This is a genomic window from Streptomyces sp. NPDC091292 (assembly GCF_044757265.1).
GTDB lineage: Bacteria > Actinomycetota > Actinomycetes > Streptomycetales > Streptomycetaceae > Streptomyces.
Genome location: NZ_JBIVUQ010000003.1, coordinates 87,892 through 110,543, shown reverse-complemented (window position 1 = coordinate 110,543; position 22,652 = coordinate 87,892). Strand labels below are relative to the sequence as shown.

Below are 22,652 nucleotides of genomic sequence, written 5' to 3'. Positions count from 1 at the left end.
ACCTTGACCACATGGCGGGCATAGGGTTCCGAGGAGGAATCCTTCGTTACGCGGTCCGACAAGGGGATTCACGGGTCGAGCGGGAGTCGCGTCACGCTCCGTGTGGGCAAGCTCACCCATGGGGACGGGTCGAAAGGCCGTGTCGGCAGTCCCTAAACTCGGCTTGTTTCAAGGAGGGAGCCATCGTGCGCAAGGTGCTCATCGCCAATCGTGGCGAAATCGCTGTCCGTGTGGCCCGGGGGTGCCGGGACGCGGGGATCGCGAGTGTGGCGGTGTATGCGGAGCCGGACCGGGACGCTCTGCATGTCCGCGCGGCTGATGAGGCGTTCGCGCTGGGTGGTGACACCCCGGCCACGAGCTATCTCGACATCGGCAAGGTGCTCCAGGCCGCCGCGGACTCGGGCGCCGACGCCGTGCACCCGGGTTACGGCTTCCTGTCGGAGAACGCGGAGTTCGCGCAGGCGGTCCTCGACGCCGGGCTGACCTGGATCGGACCGCCGCCGCAGGCCATCCGCGACCTGGGCGACAAGGTCGCCGCGCGGCACATCGCGCAGCGCGCGGGTGCCCCGCTGGTCGCGGGCACCCCGGACCCGGTGTCGGGCGCCGACGAGGTCGTGGCGTTCGCCGAGGAGCACGGGCTGCCGATCGCGATCAAGGCCGCCTTCGGCGGTGGCGGACGCGGCCTGAAGGTCGCCCGCACCCTCGAAGAGGTGCCCGAGCTGTACGAGTCGGCGGTGCGCGAGGCGGTCGCCGCCTTCGGGCGCGGCGAGTGCTTCGTGGAGCGGTACCTCGACAAGCCCCGGCATGTGGAGACGCAGTGCCTGGCGGACCGGCACGGCAATGTCGTCGTGGTGTCCACGCGTGACTGCTCGCTCCAGCGCCGCCACCAGAAGCTGGTCGAGGAGGCCCCGGCCCCCTTCCTCTCGGACGAGCAGAACGCCCAGCTGTACGCGGCGTCCAAGGCCATCCTCAAGGAGGCCGGTTACGTCGGTGCGGGCACGGTCGAGTTCCTGGTCGGCGCGGACGGCACGATCTCCTTCCTGGAGGTCAACACCCGGCTCCAGGTGGAGCACCCGGTCACCGAGGAGGTCACCGGGATCGACCTGGTCCGCGAGATGTTCCGGATCGCGGACGGCGAGGAGCTGGGGTACGGGGACCCGGCGGTGCGCGGACACTCCTTCGAGTTCCGGATCAACGGCGAGGACCCGGGCCGCAACTTCCTGCCCGCGCCCGGCACCGTCACCCTCTTCAGCCCGCCCTCAGGACCCGGTGTGCGGCTGGACGCGGGCGTGGAGTCCGGCGCGGTCATCGGCCCGGCGTGGGACTCGCTCCTTGCCAAGCTGATCGTGACCGGTGCGACCCGCGAGCAGGCGCTCCAGCGGGCGGCGCGCGCGCTGAACGAGTTCCAGGTCGAGGGCATGGCCACGGCGCTCACCTTCCACCGCAAGGTGGTCAAGGACGAGGCGTTCACGGCGGAGCCGTTCCGCATCCACACCCGGTGGATCGAGACCGAGTTCGTCAACGACATCCCCCCGTTCACCGCCCCGGCGGACACCGAATCCGACGAGGAGCCGGGCCGCGAGACCGTCGTGGTCGAGGTGGGCGGCAAGCGCCTCGAAGTCTCGCTGCCGTCGTCGCTGGGCATGTCCCTGGCCCGTACGGGCCTCGCGGCGGGCGCGCGGCCGAAGCGGCGCGCGGTGAAGAAGTCGGGTCCCGCGGCCTCCGGTGACACACTCGCGTCGCCGATGCAGGGCACCATCGTCAAGGTCGCCGTCGAGGAGGGCCAGGAGGTCAAGGAGGGCGAGCTGATCGTCGTCCTGGAGGCCATGAAGATGGAGCAGCCCCTCAACGCCCACCGCTCCGGCACCGTGAAGGGCCTCTCCGCCGAGGTCGGCGCGTCGATCACGTCGGGCGCCGTCATCTGCGAGATCAAGGACTGACGTCCGTAGGAGCATCCCGTACCGGGATCAGAACGTCGCCCCCGGGCCCGACCGAACTCCGGTCGGGCCCGGGGCGTTTCACGGTGGCATCCTGGGGGTGCACACCGGCCCCATGACCCGGGAGGGAGCCGCCGATGGAGCAGCAGACGGAACCGACGGCCGAGGCGGCGCACCCGCGGGCGATGCGGGCCGATGCCCGGCGCAACTACGAGCGGCTGCTCGTGGAGGCGCGGGCGGCGTTCGCCGAGCACGGTACGGGGGCTTCGCTGGAGGATGTCGCCCGGCGTGCGGGGGTCGGCATCGGGACGCTGTACCGGCACTTCCCCAACCGGCACGCGTTGATGAGCGCGGTGTTCGAGGACGCGGTGAGCGATCTGCTGGCCCGCTCCCGCGCCCTCCTGGACGATCCGCAGCCGTGTGCGGCGCTGGTGGTCTGGCTGCGCGAGGTCATCGCGCACGCGGGCGAGTACCGGGGTCTGTCGGGGGCCCTCATGTCGGCTTCGCAGGACGACAGTTCGGACCTCGCGCGGTGCAGCACGCCGATGCGGGCGGCGGGCGGCGCGCTCCTGGACCGCGCCCAGCGCGCGGGCGCGGTACGGCGTGACGTGTCGATCGCGGACCTGTTGCAGCTGACCAACGCGATCGCCCTGGCCACCGAGGAGACCCCGGCGGACCCGGATCTGGCGGACCGCCTGCTGAGCCTCACCCTCCGAGGCCTCCGCCCGGAACCGACAGGCTGGCCGGACGACACCGGAGCGGACGACCCTCACTGAATGCTTCCGTACGGAAAAAGGTTCCCGTACGGAAGAGGTCACCGTCGGCGCATGTCGGCGACCCTGGCCGTCACACCCCGCTCCCCCGCCGGTTCCGTCAGGACGGCGCCGCGGAGCTGCTGTGCCCCGGCCGCCCGGCGGGGGGCCGGCAGGGGCATGTCCGGGCGGTCCGGACGGGGGCGGCGCTGTACGGGCGCGTGGTCGGCGGGGGCGCCCTGGGCGCCCGCGACCGCGATCTGGACGCCCTGGTCCGCGAGGGCCTGCAACTCGGTGGCCGCGCGGTCGTCGTGGGCGGGCGGCTCGTCGGTGACCAGCCGGGTGATGACGTCCGTGGGCACGGTCTGGAACATCGTGTCCGTACCGAGCTTGGAGTGGTCGGCGAGGACCACCACCTCGGCGGCGGCCTGTACCAGCGCCCGGTCGACGCTGGCGGACAGCATGTTGGACGTGGACAGGCCGCGCTCGGCGGTGAGTCCGCTTCCGGACAGGAAGGCCCGTGACACCCGCAGCCCTTGCAGGGACTGCTCGGCGCCGCTGCCCACCAGGGCGTAGTTGGAGCCCCGAAGGGTGCCGCCGGTCATGACGACCTCGACGCGGTTGGCGTGGGCCAGGGCCTGCGCCACGAGCAGCGAGTTGGTGACGACGGTCAGTCCGGGTACCCGCGCGAGCCGTCGGGCCAGCTCCTGCGTGGTGGTACCCGCCCCGACGACGATGGCCTCGCCCTCGTCGACGAGTCCCGCCGCGAGATCGGCGATGGCCGTCTTCTCGGCGGTCGCGAGATGTGATTTCTGCGGAAAGCCGGACTCCCGCGTGAATCCGCCCGGCAATACCGCACCGCCGTGCCGGCGGTCGAGGAGTCCTTCTGCCTCCAGCGCGCGCACGTCCCGCCGTACGGTCACTTCGGAGGTCTGGACGACGCGGGCGAGCTCCCGGAGCGACACCGCTCCGTTGGCCCGCACCATTTCGAGGATCAATTGGCGACGTTCTGCAGCGAACACGAAACTGACAGTAACCCCAACGACCGTCTGCTTTCAGCAGTTTGCGCCGAATAACAGAAGTTGTTCGCAGCGCGGCGCACGGAGTGGTATACGTGCCCGGTTCGGTGGGGGCCTGGCCCGGGTCAGACCTCTTCGGCGGTCTTCCGGGTGTGCAACTGCCGTGCGACCTCGGCGATCGAGCCCGACAGGGACGGGTAGACGGTGAACGCCTTCGCGATCTGTTCCACGGTCAGATTGTTGTCGACCGCGAGCGAGATCGGATGGATCAGTTCCGATGCGCGGGGCGCCACGACCACACCGCCGACGACGATGCCCGTACCGGGGCGGCAGAAGATCTTGACGAAGCCGTCGCGGATGCCCTGCATCTTCGCGCGCGGGTTGCGCAGCAGCGGCAGCTTCACCACGCGCGCGTCGATCTTGCCGCCGTCCACGTCGGCCTGGGTGTAGCCGACGGTGGCGATCTCGGGGTCGGTGAAGACGTTCGAGGAGACCGTCTTCAGGTTGAGCGGGGTGACGGCGTCGCCGAGGAAGTGGTACATCGCGATGCGGCCCTGCATGGCGGCGACCGACGCGAGCGCGAAGACACCGGTGACGTCGCCGGCCGCGTACACACCCGGCGCGGTGGTGCGGGAGACCTTGTCGGTCCAGATGTGCCCGGACTCCTTGACCCGGACCCCGGCCTCCTCCAGGCCCATCCCGCTGGAGTTGGGGATGGCGCCGACGGCCATCAGGCAGTGCGTGCCGTTGATGGTGCGGCCGTCGGAGAGGGTGACCTCGACGCGGTCGTCCACGCGCTTGACGGACTCGGCGCGGGAGCGCGCCATGACGTTCATGCCGCGGCGCCGGAACACGTCCTCCAGGACGGCGGCGGCGTCGGGGTCCTCGCCGGGCAGCACGCGGTCGCGGCTGGAGACGAGGGTGACGCGGGAGCCGAGCGCCTGATACGCGCCGGCGAACTCGGCGCCGGTCACACCGGACCCGACGACGATCAGTTCCTCGGGGAGTTCGTCCAGGTCGTAGACCTGCGTCCAGTTGAGGATGCGCTCCCCGTCGGGCTGCGCGTCGGGCAGCTCCCTGGGGTGGCCGCCGGTCGCGATGAGCACGGCGTCGGCGTGCAGGGTCTCCTCGGTGCCGTCGGCGGCCCGGACGACGACCTTGCGGCTGCCGTCCATCGCCTGAAGGCCCTCCAGGCGCCCCCGGCCGCGCAGTACGCGTGCGCCCGCGCGGGTGACGGACGCGGTGATGTCGTGGGACTGCGCGAGCGCGAGCCGCTTCACCCGGCGGTTGACCTTGCCGAGGTCGACGCCCACCACGCGCGCGGGGCTGTCGGCATCAGGAGTGTCATCGGCGACGATGATGCCCAGTTCCTCGTACGAGGAGTCGAAGGTCGTCATCACCTCCGCGGTCGCGATCAGAGTCTTCGACGGGACGCAGTCGGTGAGCACCGACGCCCCGCCCAGACCGTCGCAGTCGACGACGGTCACCTCCGCGCCGAGCTGGGCCGCCACCAGGGCAGCCTCGTATCCGCCGGGTCCGCCACCGATGATCACGATCCGAGTCACGTACCCCATTGTCCCGCACGCATCAAGGTGCTTCGCCCCGGCCCCTCCGTACGGGTGTCCGGGCGCCGGCTCCCCCGCCCGGGGGGCACTTCCGTGACGGGCGGGGCACGGGCCGTGGCTGCCGTACCCTCGACCCCATGTCGCTCTACGCCGCGTACGCCGGCAATCTCGACGCGCGGCTCATGTCCCGCCGCGCCCCGCACTCGCCGCTGCGTGCCACGGGCTGGCTGAACGGCTGGCGGCTGACGTTCGGCGGCGAGCACATGGGCTGGGAGGGCGCGCTCGCGACGGCCGTCGAGGCGCCGCGCTCGCAGGTCTTCGTGGCGCTGTACGACATCGCGCCGATGGACGAGGAGTCCATGGACCGCTGGGAGGGCGTGGGCCTGGACATCTACCGCCGGATGCGGGTGCGGGTGCACACGCTGGACGCGGAGGAGCCGGCCTGGATGTACGTGCTCAACGGGTACGAGGGCGGGCTGCCGTCCGCCCGCTATCTGGGGGAGATCGCGGACGCGGCCGAGTCGGCGGGCGCACCGCACGACTATGTGATGGAGCTGCGCAAGCGCCCCTGCTGAGCGTGCTGAGCGCCTTTCCGGACGCCCCCTGGCCGAAAAGTAGGTCCGGTGGCCGAATTGCGAGCGAATCCCGCCGGAATTCTGACCGGTTTCCGACCCGATCCGATCACTGAGGCAAAGCTCCGGGCCCGGACGGGCCTCTTTCTCGTCGGAAACGACAAGACAACGATCGCACTACCGTCAACCTTGACATCTACGCGCGTAGGCCCAAACCGGCTACGCTCTTGCGCGTGAACGCATCTCTTCTTCCGGACGACATCCAGGGCGACCCGAACGCCGCCGCCGACGCCGCCGCCGCGCGCCTGCGCGAGCTGACGGGCGCCGACACCCACGACGTCGCTCTGGTGATGGGCTCCGGCTGGGCCCCCGCCGCCGAGGCGCTGGGCGAACCCGACCACGAGTTCCCCGTCACGGAGCTGCCGGGCTTCCCGGCGCCCGCCGTCGAGGGCCACGGCGGCACGGTCCGCTCGTACCGCGTCGGCGCGAAGCGCGCCCTCGTCTTCCTGGGCCGCACCCACTACTACGAGGGCCGCGGGGTCGCCGCCGTCGCGCACGGGGTGCGGAGCGCGGTGGCCGCCGGCTGCAAGACGATCGTGCTGACGAACGGCTGCGGCGGGCTGCGCGAGGGCATGCGCCCCGGTCAGCCGGTGCTGATCAGCGACCACATCAACCTGACGGCGACCTCGCCGATCGTGGGCGCGAACTTCGTCGACCTCACCGATCTGTACTCGCCGCGCCTGCGCGCCCTGTGCAAGGAGATCGACCCCTCCCTTGAGGAGGGCGTGTACGCGCAGTTCCCCGGCCCGCACTACGAGACGCCCGCCGAGATCCGCATGGCCCGGACCATCGGCGCCGACCTGGTGGGCATGTCGACGGTCCTCGAAGCGATCGCCGCGCGCGAGGCGGGCGCCGAGGTGCTGGGCATCTCCCTGGTCACCAACCTCGCCGCCGGTATGACGGGCGAGCCCCTCAACCACGAAGAGGTCCTCCAGGCGGGCCGCGACTCCGCCGCGCACATGGGGGCCCTGCTCACCCAGGTGCTCGGCCGCGTCTGAGCGACCGCCACGGGGTAGCAGTACGTACCGCCATCACGTACCCGAGAGGCTGACAACACGTGCAGACCGCCGACCGCTCCGACGACACCTCCGACGACGGCTCCGGACCCGCCGAGCGTGCGGCGCTCTTCGCGCGGGCCCGCGCCTGGCTCGCCGAGGACCCGGACGCCGAGACCCGTGACGAGCTGGCCAAGCTGATCGAGGCCGAGGACACCGCGGAGCTGGCCGCGCGGTTCAGCGGCATGCTCCAGTTCGGCACCGCCGGGCTCCGCGGCGAGCTGGGCGCCGGGCCGCAGCGGATGAACCGTGCCGTGGTGATCCGCGCCGCCGCGGGCCTCGCCGCGTATCTGCGGGCCAAGGGGCAGGGTGACGGTCTCGTCGTCGTCGGGTACGACGCCCGGCACAAGTCCGCCGACTTCGCGCGGGACACGGCCGCCGTGATGGTCGGCGCGGGGCTGCGGGCCGCCGTACTGCCCCGGCCGCTGCCGACGCCGGTCCTCGCCTTCGCCATCCGGCATCTCGGCGCGGTGGCCGGTGTGGAGGTCACGGCGAGCCACAACCCGCCGCGCGACAACGGCTACAAGGTGTACCTCGGCGACGGCTCGCAGATCGTGCCGCCCGCCGACGCGGAGATCGCCGCCGAGATCGACGCGGTCCGCGCACTGGCGGACGTACCGCGCCCCGAGGCCGGCTGGGAGACCCTGGGCGACGAGGTCCTGGACGCCTATCTGGCGCGTACGGACGAGGTGTTGGCCGCCGGCTCCCCGCGCACCGCCCGCACGGTCTACACGGCGATGCACGGCGTCGGCACGGGCACGCTGCTCGCCGCCTTCGCGCGCGCGGGCTTCCCCGAGCCGGTTCTCGTGCCCGAACAGGCCGAGCCCGACCCGGACTTCCCGACGGTCGCCTTCCCGAACCCGGAGGAGCCGGGCGCGATGGACCTCGCCTTCGCGACCGCCCGCGCCGCCCGGCCCGACCTGGTCATCGCCAACGACCCCGACGCGGACCGCTGCGCGGTGGCCGTACCGGACGGCGGCGACTGGCGGATGCTGCGCGGCGACGAGGTGGGCGCGCTGCTCGCCGCACACCTCGTACGGCGGGGCGCGCGCGGCACGTTCGCCGAGTCGATCGTCTCGTCGTCGCTGCTCGGCCGGATCGCCGGGGCTGCCGGGCTGCCGTACGAGGAGACGCTGACCGGTTTCAAGTGGATCGCCCGGGTCGAGGGGCTGCGGTACGGGTACGAGGAGGCGCTGGGCTACTGCGTGGACCCCGAGGGCGTCCGCGACAAGGACGGCATCACGGCGGCGCTGCTGATCACCGAGCTGGCGTCGGAGCTGAAGGAGTCGGGGCGTACGCTCCTCGACCTCCTGGACGACCTCGCGGTGGAGCACGGGCTGCACGCGACGGACCAGTTGTCGGTGCGGGTGGAGGACCTGGGCGTGATCGCCACCGCGATGCGGGCGCTGCGGGAGCGGCCCCCGGCCGCCCTTGCCGGGCTGCCGGTGACCTCGGCGGAGGACCTGTCGCGCGGGTCCGCGACCCTCCCGCCCACGGACGGCCTCCGCTACACCCTGCCGAACGCCCGGATCATCGTGCGGCCCAGCGGGACGGAGCCGAAGCTCAAGTGCTATCTGGAGGTGGTGGTTCCGGTCGGGTCGCGGTCGGATCTGCCCTCGGCGCGCGAGGAGGCGGCGGCCACGCTGTCGGCCCTGAAGCGGGACTTCGCCTCGGCGGCGGGCCTGTGACTCACCACTGAGGCGCCGGCGGGTCGATGGATTCCGGTGGGTCAGCCGCCCGTTCGGGCCAGCCGGGGGCCCAGCCAGCGCTTCAAGTCCCGTAGCGGCTTGAGGTGTTCGGCGGTGCGGTCCAGGCGGTAGTACACCTGCGGCGGGATGTGGGGAAGGAGCGGCGAGTGGCGCTGGCCCAGGAGGGCGAACATCTGGTGGGGCGGCAGGCCCACGTACCTCGGCAGGTTCTCGTACCACTGGGCGCTGTACCGCGCAGCGCTCTGCACCGGGAGCAGCGCCTCCTTGCGCTGTCGTTCGTAGCGGGCGAGCGCGGGGGCGAGGTGCGGGGCGCCGCGCAGGACGGCGGCGAGCGTCATCGCGTCCTCAAGGGCAAGCGTGGTGCCCGCTCCGATCGAGTAGTGGGTGGTGTGGGCGGCGTCCCCGACGAGGACCAGGTTGCCCCGGTACCACGTGCGGTTGGTGAGGGTGCGGAAGGTCAGCCACCGCGCGCTGTCGCCGCTCTGGCCCCGGCCGATCAGCCGGTGTCCGTCGAGTACGTCCGCGAACAGCTCCTCCAGCAGGGCGAGCCCGTCGCCCTCGCTCGCCCAGTCGAGGCCGAGCCCTTCCCAGGTACGCGGTGAGCACTCCACGACACAGGTGCTCCGGTCGTCCCCGTACCGGTACGCGTAGCACCAGATCCATCCGTGCGCGGTCTCGACGAACGCGAACGTGAACGCGTCGAACACCTTCGTCGTGCCCAGCCACAGATACCGGTTGCGGCCCTCCGTCACCTCGGTGCCGAAGTGGTCCGCGTGCGCGTCGCGCAGCGCGCTGCGTACGCCGTCACCGGCCACCACCAGGTCCGCGTCGGGCGGGTCGCCGGCGTCGATCTCGTGGTCGAACGTCACGCGGACACCGAGCGATTCGGCGCGCTCCGCCAGGATCTCCAGGAGCGCGCGGCGCCCGATGCCGAAGCCCTCGTCGCCGCGGTGGCGGGCCGTGCGGTCGCCGATGTGGGCGACGCCCTCGGTCCAGCGGACGGAGTTGCCCTCGACGGCCCGCGCCGACTCGGGGTCGTGCTGCCGCAGCCGCTCCAGGAGACCGCCCCAGTACGTCACACCCCAGCCGTACGTGGAACCGGCCGGGTTCCGCTCGTGGACGGTGATGTCGTGGGACGGGTCCTGCCGCTTCAGCAGGATCGAGAGGTACAGGCCGGCCGGCCCACCGCCGACGCAGGCGACCTTCACAATGCACTCCCGTGACGTCGGGTGACGATGACGGCACGCAGAGTAGCAGGGGGGAGGGGTGCGGGCGGGGATCAGCCGATGAGGCCCAGTACCAGCAGTAGTACGGCGCCCGCCAGCGCGGGGCCGAGAATCTCGTACGCCCACTTCACGACCGGCGCGCCCTGGGCGCTCTCGGCGCCGCCGCGCCGCTCGGCGAGTTCCCGCAGGTCCTCGACCGTCTGATCGCCCGGCGCGCGCGGCGGCTTCGCCGTCATCGAGGTACGGCCCGTGGGGTCGTCCATGGCCGCCCGGCTCTGCTGCCGCGCCGCCCTCTTGCGCCCCCGGAGGGAGACGGGCACGGCCCAGAGCTGGTACTTCACACCGGCCTGGTCGAACACTTCGTTCGAGTACCCGGCCCGCAGACTGCCGACGGCGGCCCAGGGCAGGGTGATCGTGCGGAGCGGGTTGCGGATACGGAGGCGGTCCTCGTTCGCGAACACGGCCGGGCGCACGGTGAAGGCGACCACGAGCGGCACCACGAACAGCAGGGCCGCCAGGGCCAGCCAGGGCGTCCGGCCCTCTCCCCTGACCAGCGCGTCGATCCCGAGCCACCCGCCGAGCGCGAGCAGCAGCACCCCGCCGGCGATACCGCCGGACGACCGGTACACACGGTCCTTGTACGCGGACTCACCGTCCGGCACGGGCGACCGGGGATCGGAACTGGGGTTCGGGCTACTCATAGGCCCGATTCTGCCCCACCCTCCGATCCCCGCCCGCCGGAGCCCCGGGACCAGGCTCAGCCGGCCGTCGGCGTGCTCGTGGTGCCCTCGGTGGCCGAAGGGTCGACGGAAGGGCTGGTGGTGTCGGTCGGGGTGGGCTCCGGGGTCGTCTCGGTGGGGGTCGGGGACGCCGGGGGTTCGGGGGTCGGAGTGGACTCGGTGGGGGTCGGCGTCTCGGTCGGAGTCGGCGTGGGCGATGGGCTCGCGCTGTCCGAGGGCGAGGGCGACGGGGAGCCCGGCGTGGTGGATGGCACGGGGGGTTTGATGGACGGCTTCCCGGACGGTTTGGTGGACGGTTTGGTGGACGGCCTGGCGGACGGCTCGGCGGTGTCACCGGGCTTGGTGCCGGGTTCGCCGGAGGGCTTCCCGCCGCCCACGTCCCCGTCGCGCACCGGCTTCGTCGCCTGCTTGTCGCTGCCCGCGCCGGGGCTCGTCGGGACGGTTCCGGTGCCGTCGGGGACGGCGTGCACGCCGCGGAGGTAGAACTCCATCCAGCCGAGTACGAGATTGAGGTAGTCGCGCGAGTAGTTGTAGCTGAGGATCGCCCGCTCCAGACCGGCGGCGGTGCCCAGGTCGCGGTCGCCCGCGCACAGGTAGTGGCCTGCGGCCAGGGCGGCGTCGTAGATGTTGTTGGGGTTCTCGACACCGTCGCCGTTGCCGTCGGCGCCCCAGGTCTTCCACGTGGACGGCAGGAACTGCATGGGGCCGACGGCCCGGTCGTAGACCGTGTCGCCGTCCCAGGCGCCGCCGTCGCTGTCGAGGATCAGCGCGAAGCCCTTGCCGTCGAGCGCGGGGCCGGTGATCCGGGTGAGGGTGTCGCCGTTCGCCGCGACGGCGCCGCCGCCCGCGTGGCCCGACTCGACCTTGCCGATCCCGGCGAGCAGTTCCCACGGCAGGCCGCACGCCGGGTCGGTACGTCCGACCGAGTCCGCGGCCTTCCGATAGGCGTCGAACACGGTCGTCGGCAGCCCGGCCTCGGCCGCGACGCGCTGAGTCGAGGGCTTCGCCGCCGCCTCGCCCCACACCTTCTCGGCGCCCGACACGCCCTTCAGCGGCGGGAGTTCGACGTGGTACGAGTCGTCGCCCTGCGAGGGCACGTCCGGCAGCGGCACGTCCGGGTCCACGAATCCACCGGGCACGGTCACCCCGTCACCGCTCTCCGGCGCCCGCGTCTGCACGACGGTCCCCGACGCCTGGGAGCCCGCGGTGAGCAGAGCGGTGGCAACCGTGGCGACGGCCGCACCACGCAGCCCCCGCCCGGTACGCAGCCGCGTACCCACTCTGCGAAGGGCTCTGGTGAGCGGACGGGACATGAAGTCACTCCTGACGGTAGGAAGTTCGAGACCCACGAACGCCTTGCTGACGTCGGAGGAGGTTCGAAGGCGGTCGTAGGCGGTCGAAGGCGTACGAGGCATGAGGTCTCAGTCCCGGTTGCCGCGCCCGACGCTAGGCACCGATCACTCCGGCGCGGGACGCGTGAGCGGGTCCGGGAGACCAAGGGACGGTGAACAGGTGGGGGTGTGACGGGGATGGCCTCTGCGCGAGGCGGTCAGGCTGCTCCCACCGCCACCCTCGGGTTACCGGCCCTGGCCGACGAAACCGTCGAGGTCGGCCGGGCACTTGGTGGGTGCCCGGCCGTCACGCGGAAGAACGGATGACGCTCAGCGACTACCGGTTGCCGGTGGTATTGGTGTCACCGCAGTTCGACGGCTGGGAGTCGGCGCTCAGGTCGCCGAACCCGTAGTTCTTGGTGGTGGCGATGTTCTTGCAGACCTCGGAGTTGGGGCCGACGAACGCACGCGCGATGTTGGCGTCACCGAGCTTGGCGGTGGGGACGACGTTGTAGACGTCAAGGGTGAAGGTGAAGTCGAGGTTCACCACCAGCGCGGCAGGCGGACCAGTGGTCGGGAGCCGACCCTCAATGCTTCGCAGCCGCGCCTCATCGCGACGGTTCGGGACATTTGGGAGGCTCTTGCCCTGACTGATCCACTGGGCGACCGAGTACGGCATGATCTGCGTGCCGTTGGCGAGCGCGGTGCCGTCGTTCGCCTGGATCGTGTCGTTCGCGCAGCCGGCCGCCTTGGCGGTGGCGATCTCCGCCTCGGTGACGTTGATGGCCGACAGCCAGTACGTCCGGGTGCCGGAGCCGAGCTGCGGCAGCAGCGCCTTGGACACGGTCTTCGTGACGCCCCCGTCCACGAAGGTGCAGTTCCGGTAGATGGACTGGAGCTGCGCGATGCTGAGGTTGGTCGGCAGGGTGCTGCCCAGGTTGGTCGCATAGGTCACCGCGTCCTTGGCGAACGGGATGAAAGTGAGCCGGTTGCCCGCAACCACGGGGCCCACCGAGGAGCGTGCGAAGTCGACACAGTCGGACTGCGCCGTGTTGTTGATGTCGCCGATCAGTCTGCCAATTCCGTACGAGGAACCGTTCGGGCGGGCGATGTTCGAGCAGTGCGGGGCCATCGCCGGGTCCTTCGGTGTGATCGTGGCGGAGCCGGTGGCGTTCCACGAACCGATGAGCTTGTTGCCACCGGCATTCACCGCGACCTCGCCCAGCGCGTTCATGACGTACTGCGTGGTATCGGAGCCGACGCCCGCCAGCGGGCGGAACGGAGGAGTCGTATAGTCGGCGGACGCCGGAGACGCCAGGCTGCCGACGCCGAGGGCCGCTGCACCGAGAACCGCGGCGCCGACCTTGGCGCGAGACTTGACGTTCACTTCTGATCTCCTTGTTTCGGATTTCAAAGGGTGGACGTGCATGGTGGATCCGGATGGCTACGGGTCACGGCCCCACCCGTACGAGATAGCTGAAGCCCGTGTTGTCGCCCACGCAGGACTGGAGGGTGAGGTCGCCCCAGTACAGGCCGTGGGAAGGGGTGCCTCGGCCCGGGGAGATGTGGTTGGCGTAGACGCGGTACGCGAAAGTGCCGCGTGGTGTGGTGGCCGTGACCGTCGTGTCCAGGGGCAAGGTGGCGAACCTCGCGAAGCCGCAGTAGTCGTGGCCGACGATCACGGCGGTCCGCAGTGCGTAGCCGTCCTCGGTGCCGAGGTCGGGGCCCGTCCACTGGACCGCGTCGGCGCAGGCGTCCACGGCTTTCTGGCCGCCGCGTACGACCGCGGATGACCAGGAGCCGATCCGCAGGGTTGTCGAACCGTCCTTGCTGCGGGCGGTGAACGGCTCCGCGTCGGCCTCTGACGAGGGTTTCGGTGTCGGACGGGCGGACGGTGGCGCCTTGGTGGACAGGTCCGGGAGCTTCGGCTTCGGGGCGGCGGAGGACATGGTCGGGGAAGGCGGCGGGGACGGGGACTGCGAGGGTGGCGGGGTGGGGTCAGGGGTCGTCGGCGTCGCTGTGGGTTGCGGGGTGACGGGTCGGGTGGGTGTTCCGTAGGGGGTCGGGGCCGTGGGTTTTCGGTCGTGCGAGGTGGCGTACGGCGGAGGGCTCGCGGGTGGCTCCGCCCTTGACGGGCCGTCCGTCCCGGGCGCGGCGCACCCCGCCAGCGCGGCCGACGCGACCACCGCCACGACGGCGGCCCACCGCGCCCGGGTGCCGATCCTCACCTCTGAACTCCTCCTGGACGGACGGCTGTACGGGCTCACCACCCCAGAGGTCCGCCCAACGTGGTCCAGCCGCATTGGCCGCTGGGGAGGAAGCCGTACGTCTGCACAGTGACCGCCGCCGCCCGGCAGACGTCCGAGTTGCCGCCCACCAGGGCCTCGTACATCGCGGGTTCGGACAGGCGGCTCGTCTGGACGACGTTGTAGACATCGCCGGCCGGGGTGAAGGCCGGGTTGATCGCGAGCGCCGCGCCCGCGCCGGTGGTGGGGAACACGGAGTCGATGGCACGCAGCCGCGACTCACCACGGCGGTTCGGGACGTCCGTCAGGCCCTTGCCCTGGGAGATCCACTGAGCGACCGAGTACGGCATCACCTGGTTGCCGTTGGCGATCGCCGTGCCGTCATTGGGCTGGACGGACTGGTTGACACAGTCGGGCGGCGTGGTGATCTGGAGGAACTCCAGCCAGCTCGACCGGAGCCCCGATCCGTCGTGGGGCAACAGCGGCTGCACCGCGCGTAGGGCGCCGGTCCCGTCCACGAAAGTGCAGGTCAGATAGATCTGCCTGAGCTGGGTCCGCGTGAAATTGGCCGGCAACTGGCTGCCGAAGTCGGTGGCGTAGGTGAAGGCGTCCCTGGCGAACGGGATGTAGGTGAGGGCCGTGCCCGGCTGCCTCGGGCCGCGCGAGGAACGGGCGATGTCGACGCAGGAGTAGCCGAACGAGTTGATGTCCTCGACCAGCCGCTCGACACCGTTCCTGGAGCCGTTCGCGGAGCCGAGGACGGTGCCGTTGCCGCCGCCGGTCGCGGGGGTACGGGAGTACAGGCAACTCGGGTTCGTCGCGGGGTTCTTGGTGGCGAACGGATCGGCGCCGCCCGCCGGTGTGACGGCGTCCCACGACGCGATGATCTTCGCCCCGCCGGCGTTCACGACCTCGGGGCCGTTGGCGATCGCGTTCATGACGTACTGCGTGGTGTCCGAACCGATCGCCGACAGTATGCGGTAGTCGGTGCTCGGAGCCGGGTCCGCCACCGCCGGAGCGGTCAGGGTGCCCAGGCCGAGCACCGTGGCGCCCAGAACGGCGGCGGCCAGCTTGCCAAGAGCCTTGAATCTCACTTCCGTACCCCCCTCTGTGGAATCCGCTCCGGGCCTATCCGAAGCGGCCGTTCACGTAGTCCGTCGTGCGCGGGTCCTGCGGGCTGTGGAACATCGCGTCCGTCGTGCCGTGTTCGACGATGAGGCCCGGGGTGCCCTGTTCCGCGAGGAAGAAGGCGCACTGGTCGGAGACGCGCGCCGCCTGCTGCATGTTGTGGGTGACGATCACGATCGTCACCTCCTCCTTCAGCTCGTGGATCGTCTCCTCGATACGGCGCGTCGACGTCGGGTCGAGGGCCGAGCACGGCTCGTCCATCAGCAGCACCCTGGGGCGTACCGCGAGGGACCGTGCGATGCAGAGCCGCTGCTGCTGGCCGCCGGACAGGGCGCCGCCCGGCTGGCGGAGCCGGTCGCGGACCTCCTTCCACAGGCCCGCCTTGGTCAGGCACTCCTCGACCAGCCAGTCCTTGTTCTCGCGGCCCGCCTTGATGCCGCCGAGCTTGAGACCGGCGGTGACGTTGTCGTAGATCGACATCGCGGGGAAGGGGTTGGGCTTCTGGAAGACCATGCCGATCTGGCGGCGGGCGTGGGTGATACGGCGGCCCCGGTCGTAGATGTCGTCGCCGTCCAGGAGCACCCGGCCCGCGAGCGACGCGGAGCCGACCAGTTCGTGCATACGGTTGAGGATCCGCAGGAACGTCGACTTGCCGCAGCCGGACGGTCCGATCAGCGCGGTCACCTGCCGGGCCGGCATCGTCAGCGAGACCTGTTCGAGCACCTTGTGGTCCCCGAACCAGGCCGAGATGGCGTCGGCCTCCAGCGTGGCCGGGTCGCTCTCCGCCGTGGCCGCGCCCGGCCGGTGGGTCCGGACCGCGGGCAGCTTCTCGGTCGGGTCGAGGATCTCGTCGCTGAGGCTGCGGATCGTCCCGGTCGTGCGGGCCGTATCCGTCGTACCGGCCGTCTCGCTCGTACCGGTCGACTCGCTCGTACCTGTCGTGTCGGTCGTCTCGGGCATGATGGGCTGAACTCCTCGTAGATCAGAGCAGGTTGGGCAGCAGGCGCGTGGCGGCGCCGGAGACGGCGAGGCCGAAGGCGGCCAGGACGGGCACGCCGACGATCCAGGTCTGCCAGCGACCCCAGGCGCGGTGCGCGGCCATGATGAGCAGGGCGGCGAGCAGCAGCGCCTGCGACCACAGGAAGACGGGCAGCCAGGCGGCGCTCTCGCCGCCCATGGCCTGCTCGGACGCGTCGATCCAGCCGGGCGGCAGCGGGCGCGGCGGGGCGGGCTGTGCGGCGCTCGTCAGCTTCGCGTCGACCCGGATCGTGCCGGACGGTGTGTACGGTCCGCCGGCGGCGGTGATGAGCGTGAGCCTGCCCTCGCCCTGCTTGAGGACGGGCGGCAGGGGGTCGCCCTCCAGGCGGACGGCCGTCACCCGGTAGACCGCTGTGCCCTGCCCCGTCGTCACCCGGATCTCGGAGTCCAGGGGCACTTGGCTCAGATGGTTGAACGGACTGCCGTACCCCCACTGGCGGCCCATGATCACGCTGGTGCCGGCCTGCCCCGGCAGCGGGGTGTCCCGGCGGTGGCCGGGGCCCGACATCAGCACACCGGACGTCGTGCCCTCCGCGACGACCTCCTTCAGCCCGAGCGCCGGGATGCGCAGCAGCGCCGTCGGGGCGCCGGGCTCCAGCAGCTTGCCGTCGAACGTCTGCTGGCCCACCGGGGCTATCCCCAGGGCGAGTTGGCGGCGGAGTTCGTCGTACGACGTCTGCTGGTCGCGGGCGTGCTGGAGGTGGCCGACGATCGTCAGATTGGCGGCGAAGCCGAGCAGCAGCGCGGCGAGCACGCACAGCGCGGCCCCGGCGAACGCGAAGCCGGCGCGGTCGGCCGGCGCGGGCTCGGCGCCGGACCCCGTCTCGGGATCAGGCTCGGGGTCGGGCGCCGAAGCCGGCGGCGCCACGGCCGGCGGGGGCGGGGTCAGCACGGTCACGGGGTGCGCTCCTGTGGAGAGAGGTCGGCGGGCGATACGGCGGCGCGGGCGGCGGGGTGGGGGCCCGCCGCCCGTGCTCGGTGCCAGTGCGGTACCAGCGCGGTGCCGGTGCGGTACCGGTGCGGTGTTACGGGCGCGGCTCGTGCGGTCCGTCGAACCTCAGCAGGCCGTTGCGGCGGCCGGTCCTCACGGCGGCGAAGCCCGCCGCGACGAGGACGACCGCGCCGATGCCCGAGAAGAGCGCGACCTGGCTGCCGGTGGAGGCGAGGCCGCCGCCGGAGCCACCACCGGAGCCACCGGTGCCGCTGGAGCCGCCCGTGCTGCCGGATGTCGTACCGGAGGTGTCGCCCGACGGGTCGCCGGTCGGGTCACCGGACGGGTCGCCCGAGGGGTCGCCGGACGGGTCGTCGGTGGGGTCACCCGACGGGTCGTCGGAGGGGTCGCCGCTGGGGGACTCGGACGGCTCGGGGACGGTGAACGACGCCGTCGACAGTCCATTGCAGCTCGGGTCCCACAACCACGCGTTGTTACCGGCCACCGCGTCCTCCGGCACCGTGAGCGAGGCCCACGTCACCGTGCCGCTCGCGTCGGCCGTGGCGGACGGCAGCACGCCCTCGTGATTGTTGAGGCGGAGGGCGTAGCTCTTGTTCGGCTCGCAGCCACGGACGAGGAGCTTCACCTGCTGGCCGCGCTCCAGTTCGGGGACACCGGCGAGCCGCTTGCCGGTGGAGTCCTGGATCTCGATCCGGGGCGGCTGGACGGTCACCTGGGTGGGGGCGGACACGGAGGTCCCCCACTTCGCGGTGTCCGTCGGCGTGAAGCGGGCGACGACGTCGTGCCGGCCCTCGGCCAGCGTCTTGGTCTTGAACACGGCCTTCCCGTCGGCGACGTCGGCCTGTCCCAGCTCGGTCGCGCCTTCCATGAACTTGATGGAGCCGGCCGCCGCCGAGGGAGTGACGGTCGCCGTGAACGTCACCTCCTGGTCCGGCTCCGGGGAGCCCGGACCGTAGGTCAGCGTGGTACTGGTCGCCTGCGCGCCCTCGCCCTGCACCCAGTCGTCGCCGGTGACGGTGATCTTCTGGGACCAGTAGGGGTTGCCGGGCACCGTTGTCTCGGTGGGCTTATTGAACGTGAAGTTGTCCACGCAGTAGGCGCGCAGCTCATAGGTGCCGTCGCTGGTGACGGCGGCGGCGAGATCGGTCGTCACCATGTCCGGGTTGTCCGCCGCGGTCAGCGAGATCGTCGGGGTCGCCTGCTGGTAGGGACCGCCGTTGCTGACCCCCCACAACGCCCTGACCTCGGTGTTGTCCGCCTTCACGAGGTAGAGGTTGAGGTAGCTGTACCAGTTCATGTCCTCGATCGTCGTGTCCGGGCACGCGCCCGGGATGCCGAGGGTGGCGCCGAGCGGTTCGGGATCGGTCAGCTTCCCGCTGGACGCCATGGTGAACTCACCGATGGACGCCGCCCTGGCGGGCTGGGACTGGGACGCGACGAGGGCCACGATGCCCGCGGCGAGCACGGCGCAGGCGGCCAGGATCCCGGCCACTCTTCGGAAGGGTTGGAGCACGGTCATTACGGGGCCCCCGGGGGACGTTGGACGGACAAAAACGGGACAGCGCGTGGGGCCGGGCACCTGGTGGGTGCCCGGCCGTCACGCGGAGGAACGGATGACGCTCAGCGACTACCGGTTGCCGGTGGTGTTGGTGTCACCGCAGCTCGACGGCTGGGAGTCGGCGCTCAGGTCGCCGAACCCGTAGTTCTTGGTGGTGGCGATGTTCTTGCAGACCTCGGAGTTGGCGCCGACGAACGCACGCGCGATGTTGGCGTCACCGAGCTTGGCGGTGGGCACGACGTTGTAGACGTCGCGGGTGAAGGTGAAGTTGGGGTTCAGGGCCAGCGCGGAACCCGAACCGGTGGTCGGGGCCACGCCCGCGATGCTGCGCAGACGCGAGTCACCGCGACGGTTCGGGACATCCGCGAAGCCCTTGCCCTGGGCGATCCACTGGGCGACCGAGTACGGCATGATCTGCGTACCGCTGGTGAGAGCGGTGCCGTCGTGCTCCTGGATCGTGTCGTTGACGCAGCCGGCCGCCTTGGCGGTGGCGATCTCCGCCTCGGTGACACCGATCGACGACAGCCAGTACGTCCGGGTACCGGAGCCGGCCTGCGGCAGCAGCGCCTTCGACACGGTCTTGGTGGTGCCCGCGTCCACGAAGGTGCAGTTCCGGTAGATGGACTGAAGCTGGGAGGCGCTCAGGTCCAGCGGAAGCGTGCTGCCCAGGTTGGTCGCGTAGGTCACCGCGTCCTTGCCGAACGGGATGAAGGTGAGCAGGTTGCCCGCGGTGGACGGGCCACGCGAGGAGCGGGCGAAGTCGACACAGTCGGACTGCGCGGTGTTGTTGATGTCGGCGATCAGTCTGTCGATACCGGCCGAGGAGCCGTTCGGGCGGGGGATGTTCGCGCAGTGCGGGGCCGCCGCCGGGTCCTTCGGGGTGATCGTGGCGGAGCCGGTGGCGTTCCAGGAACCGATGAGCTTGCCGCCGCCGGCGGTCAGCGCCACCTCGCCCAGGCCGTTGGTGACGTCCTGCGTCGTGTCGGAGCCGACACCCGCCAGCGGACGCCACGGGGGGGTGGTGTAGTCCGCGGACGCGGGGGCGGCCATGAGACCGACACCGACAGCCGCCGCACCGAGAACCGCGGCGCCGACCTTGGCGCGAGACTTGACGTTCACTTCTGATCTCCTTGTTTCGGATTTCGAAGGCTGGACGTTCAAGCTGAATCCGGATTGTTGTGCTGCCGACCCGTCGATCGGCCACCGCATACGTTTCCAAGATTTCCCTGCGGGGGCCACCAATTCCCAGCGAGGGAAAGGTTACGGGAAGGCTTCCTAGGTGTCTCCTAGGGAGTCCCCGGCGTCCGGCGCTGAGCGAGCCGCAGCATTACCGGGCCCGAAATCGCCGCCGCGCCGCCTAGAATGAGCACGGCAAGGAGAACCCAGCGGATAACTCCCAGAATCTCTCGGGGAGTGAGCCCGCTCTTGGCGTCGGCCGCGTTCTGCTGCGGCACCGTGGTCGGGGACGGCGAACCGCTCGCGCCCGGTGGTTGCGACGCCTCGTCCGTCGCACCGCCGGCCGCGCCGCCCGCCGCCGCGCCACCGGCACCGCCGCCGGAGGTATCGCCCCCGGCACCGCCGGAGAGACCGGGGTCCGTACCGCCCGCGCCGCCCGCCGCTCCGCTTCCCGGGGGATCACTGGAGGTTGCTCCGCGCTCCAGTTGGTCCGCCGCCGCGTCGGCCAGCGTGCGCAGCTTCGCCGGCAGCGGCGCGTAGCCGGGTGGCAGTTCACCCGCCGACAGGCCGGGCGTCTGGCCCGGCCCGGCGGCGTACCGGATGAACTGCGCGTACGCCTTGCGGGCCGCCGCGTCCTGGTTGACTGACGCGGCGGCGTAGGTCACGGCGGCGAGCGGGTACGCCTGGCCCTTGACGCGTGCCGGGTCCGGCTTGAGCACACCGGAGTCGGCGGACGACGGCTGCATGCCGGCGACTGTCGCCAGGAGCGTGTCCGTCGAGGGGCGGACGAAGGTGCCGTCCGCGTTGCGCAGGGCCGCCATCGGCAGTCCGTAGCGCTCGGCGGATGCAATGTCGGTGATCGCCATGACCGCACGGAAGCCGGGTCGGGGAGGATCGTTCACGAGCTTGGGGGGCGCGACCCCGTCGGACGACGCCTGCCACATGATGGTGCGGTTGTTGTTGCCCCGGCGAGCCCGGATCGCTCCGTCGTGCAGATCGCCGGTGTAAGGGGCGAGATCCAGGATCGTGTATTCGAGCGGAGGGTTGGCACCGGCCAGCGCGACCGTCGGATCGACCTTGGGGAACTCATTCAATTCCGGGTTCTTGTCAATGCCAAGATTCTTGAAGTACGAGTTGACCCGCATTCCGTCGGGGTCCGGCTTACCGGCGAGGAAGTCACGCGCTTCCGGGTCCGACTGGAGCCAGTTCCACACCACGCGAGTGGCGTCGGCGTTCCCGATGGGCACCATCAGACTCATCGGCTGGGTCGCGGACAGGGTGGGGAAATCAGGATTCAGTCTCAGGAATTCCGGGTCGACGACATAGGAAGCGGGATTTCCCCGCACATGCTCCGGTGAGGGCGCGGCCCAGGGCACGTCGTTCACATAGGAATGGGTGAGCATTTTCGCCACTAGTCGTGGCGTCAGTTTCATGTCCCGTACCACCCCGTCCGGCCCCTCCACGAAGAACGCGAACGCGAGCCCGGACACCGCGATCGGCGCGTGCACGACGGCCGGCCCGCCCTCCGGCTGGGGCACCGGATCGATGGTGTAGCCCAGCGTGGGGGTCTCGCTGGACGTGCCGAGTACCTGACTCCTGGCCTGCTCCTCACTGCCGGAAGTGAAGGCGAAGGTGCTGCCCGTGGACGTGCACAGCTTCGGCTGCCACGACGTGACGGCGTCCGTCACCAACTCGGAGCCGATCGTGGGCCGCTCCGGCTGGCCCTCGGGGCAGTACTGGTCGACCTGGAGGAAGTCCATCGGGAAGACGATGCGCTGGGCCCAGTTCGTGACCGACAGCGGAGAGGTGTTGAGCCCCTCGGACTGCGGATTGGTGATGTGCCGGCCGTCGGCCTCGTGCTCGCCGCGCGGCACGACCACCAGCCAGCAGCGGCGCAGTTTCGGCGTACTGCCCTCGGGCGCGGTGTTCGCACCACAGCCGAGGTAGTCGGCCTGGACTCCGTCCTGAAGCTCGAACTCCGATTCGCCGGTGCCATTCGCGAACGTCGTGTTGGCCGGCTGCTCGTTGGTGTCGAGCGGACCGAAGTAGGTGTAGTCGTAAGCGTCCTTGGTGGCAGGCTCACCATTGGCAGGCCGGAAGGGGACGAAGGGCGCGCCGCTCTCAGCCGGGTCCTGAGTGGTGTTCACTCTCCGGCCCTGTCCGTCCGCCACCACGGCGGCCGAGCCACCGTAGACGCACTGCTCCCGGTCCGGGCCCGTGGGAGCGTCCCCCCAGCACTGCATGATCTGGAGGTAGTTGATGTTGAATTTGCCGCCTCCCTCACGGGTGGCCTTCCCACCCGACCACGTCACCCGCACCCCCTGCGAGCGCAACCCCTTCGTCTGATGGACCGTCACCTTCAGGTCGGAGAAGTCGTCGTACTTCCCCTTCGCCCCCGACTTCGTCACCGCGGACGAGTCGCCGTCCGCCGCCACCGCCGACTGGGTGGCCGGAGGCAGCGGCAGCAGCACCACGACCAGCGCGGCGAGCAGCGAGCCCACGCCGATCAGCAGCCTCGGCCGGCGCCTTGTCAGTACGTCCGTCATGCCGGACGCCCCTTCCGTCGCGCCGGGGCGCGTCTCGTCGTT

At 71.2% G+C, this 22,652-nt stretch carries 18 protein-coding genes; 5 read left to right on the top strand and 13 right to left on the bottom strand.

All coding sequences use genetic code 11. The features are described from left to right. The first annotated feature begins 185 nt into the window (after positions 1 to 185). Positions 186 to 1,940, top strand: coding sequence for an acetyl/propionyl/methylcrotonyl-CoA carboxylase subunit alpha (locus ACIQNU_RS11850; RefSeq protein WP_401364577.1), 1,755 nt, complete (start codon positions 186 to 188; stop codon positions 1,938 to 1,940). A 182-nt stretch (positions 1,941 to 2,122) separates the two neighbouring features. Continuing rightward, positions 2,123 to 2,713: a TetR/AcrR family transcriptional regulator gene (locus ACIQNU_RS11845; protein WP_401365601.1), complete on the top strand. Its 591-nt coding sequence runs from the start codon at positions 2,123 to 2,125 to the stop codon at positions 2,711 to 2,713. A gap of 38 nt (positions 2,714 to 2,751) precedes the next feature. Here the strand turns inward: ACIQNU_RS11845 and ACIQNU_RS11840 are convergent, their stop codons facing one another. Continuing rightward, positions 2,752 to 3,675, bottom strand: a complete 924-nt coding sequence (locus ACIQNU_RS11840) for a DeoR/GlpR family DNA-binding transcription regulator (RefSeq protein ID WP_401365600.1) — start codon at positions 3,673 to 3,675, stop codon at positions 2,752 to 2,754. Between the two features lie 158 nt (positions 3,676 to 3,833). Continuing rightward, positions 3,834 to 5,282: an NAD(P)H-quinone dehydrogenase gene (locus ACIQNU_RS11835; RefSeq protein ID WP_401364574.1), complete on the bottom strand. Its 1,449-nt coding sequence runs from the start codon at positions 5,280 to 5,282 to the stop codon at positions 3,834 to 3,836. Positions 5,283 to 5,410: 128 nt separating this feature from the next. On the opposite strand from ACIQNU_RS11835, the gene ACIQNU_RS11830 reads away from it, so the two are divergent. The 3 genes from ACIQNU_RS11830 (at position 5,411) to ACIQNU_RS11820 (ending at position 8,648) form a co-directional block, all read left to right on the top strand. Then, positions 5,411 to 5,848, top strand: coding sequence for a gamma-glutamylcyclotransferase (locus ACIQNU_RS11830; RefSeq protein ID WP_401364571.1), 438 nt, complete (start codon positions 5,411 to 5,413; stop codon positions 5,846 to 5,848). A gap of 230 nt (positions 5,849 to 6,078) precedes the next feature. Further along, entirely contained in the window at positions 6,079 to 6,903 is an 825-nt protein-coding gene (locus tag ACIQNU_RS11825; protein WP_401364568.1) for a purine-nucleoside phosphorylase, read from the top strand. Positions 6,904 to 6,962: 59 nt separating this feature from the next. Beyond that, positions 6,963 to 8,648: a phospho-sugar mutase gene (locus tag ACIQNU_RS11820; protein WP_401364565.1), complete on the top strand. Its 1,686-nt coding sequence runs from the start codon at positions 6,963 to 6,965 to the stop codon at positions 8,646 to 8,648. 41 nt (positions 8,649 to 8,689) lie between these two features. On the opposite strand, the gene ACIQNU_RS11815 is transcribed toward ACIQNU_RS11820, so the two are convergent. The 11 genes from ACIQNU_RS11815 to ACIQNU_RS11765 all read right to left on the bottom strand — a co-directional run bounded on the left by ACIQNU_RS11815 (position 8,690) and on the right by ACIQNU_RS11765 (position 22,610). Then, entirely contained in the window at positions 8,690 to 9,877 is a 1,188-nt protein-coding gene (locus ACIQNU_RS11815) for an FAD-dependent monooxygenase (RefSeq protein WP_401364562.1), read from the bottom strand. A 71-nt stretch (positions 9,878 to 9,948) separates the two neighbouring features. Next, positions 9,949 to 10,596, bottom strand: a complete 648-nt coding sequence (locus tag ACIQNU_RS11810; protein WP_401364560.1) for a PH domain-containing protein — start codon at positions 10,594 to 10,596, stop codon at positions 9,949 to 9,951. A gap of 56 nt (positions 10,597 to 10,652) precedes the next feature. Next, positions 10,653 to 11,948 carry a lytic transglycosylase domain-containing protein gene (locus ACIQNU_RS11805; protein ID WP_401364557.1) on the bottom strand — a complete coding sequence of 432 codons (1,296 nt, stop codon included), beginning with the start codon at positions 11,946 to 11,948 and terminating at the stop codon, positions 10,653 to 10,655. Between the two features lie 355 nt (positions 11,949 to 12,303). Further along, positions 12,304 to 13,353, bottom strand: a complete 1,050-nt coding sequence (locus ACIQNU_RS11800; RefSeq protein ID WP_401364554.1) for a hypothetical protein — start codon at positions 13,351 to 13,353, stop codon at positions 12,304 to 12,306. 64 nt (positions 13,354 to 13,417) lie between these two features. After that, positions 13,418 to 13,915 carry a hypothetical protein gene (locus tag ACIQNU_RS11795; RefSeq protein ID WP_401364551.1) on the bottom strand — a complete coding sequence of 166 codons (498 nt, stop codon included), beginning with the start codon at positions 13,913 to 13,915 and terminating at the stop codon, positions 13,418 to 13,420. Between the two features lie 314 nt (positions 13,916 to 14,229). Beyond that, a complete protein-coding gene (locus tag ACIQNU_RS11790) occupies positions 14,230 to 15,306 on the bottom strand; it encodes a substrate-binding domain-containing protein (RefSeq protein WP_401364548.1) in 1,077 nt (358 codons plus the stop codon). Between the two features lie 34 nt (positions 15,307 to 15,340). Further along, positions 15,341 to 16,300, bottom strand: coding sequence for a phosphate ABC transporter ATP-binding protein (locus ACIQNU_RS11785; RefSeq protein WP_401364545.1), 960 nt, complete (start codon positions 16,298 to 16,300; stop codon positions 15,341 to 15,343). A 22-nt stretch (positions 16,301 to 16,322) separates the two neighbouring features. Then, the gene (locus tag ACIQNU_RS11780) at positions 16,323 to 17,276 is read right to left on the bottom strand and encodes a sortase (protein WP_401364542.1); all 954 of its coding nucleotides are present in this window, start codon (positions 17,274 to 17,276) and stop codon (positions 16,323 to 16,325) included. 127 nt (positions 17,277 to 17,403) lie between these two features. Further along, positions 17,404 to 18,822 carry an Ig-like domain repeat protein gene (locus ACIQNU_RS11775; RefSeq protein WP_401364539.1) on the bottom strand — a complete coding sequence of 473 codons (1,419 nt, stop codon included), beginning with the start codon at positions 18,820 to 18,822 and terminating at the stop codon, positions 17,404 to 17,406. A 135-nt stretch (positions 18,823 to 18,957) separates the two neighbouring features. Next, entirely contained in the window at positions 18,958 to 20,007 is a 1,050-nt protein-coding gene (locus ACIQNU_RS11770; RefSeq protein WP_401364536.1) for a hypothetical protein, read from the bottom strand. A 167-nt stretch (positions 20,008 to 20,174) separates the two neighbouring features. Further along, entirely contained in the window at positions 20,175 to 22,610 is a 2,436-nt protein-coding gene (locus ACIQNU_RS11765) for a hypothetical protein (RefSeq protein ID WP_401364533.1), read from the bottom strand. Positions 22,611 to 22,652 lie beyond the last annotated feature (42 nt).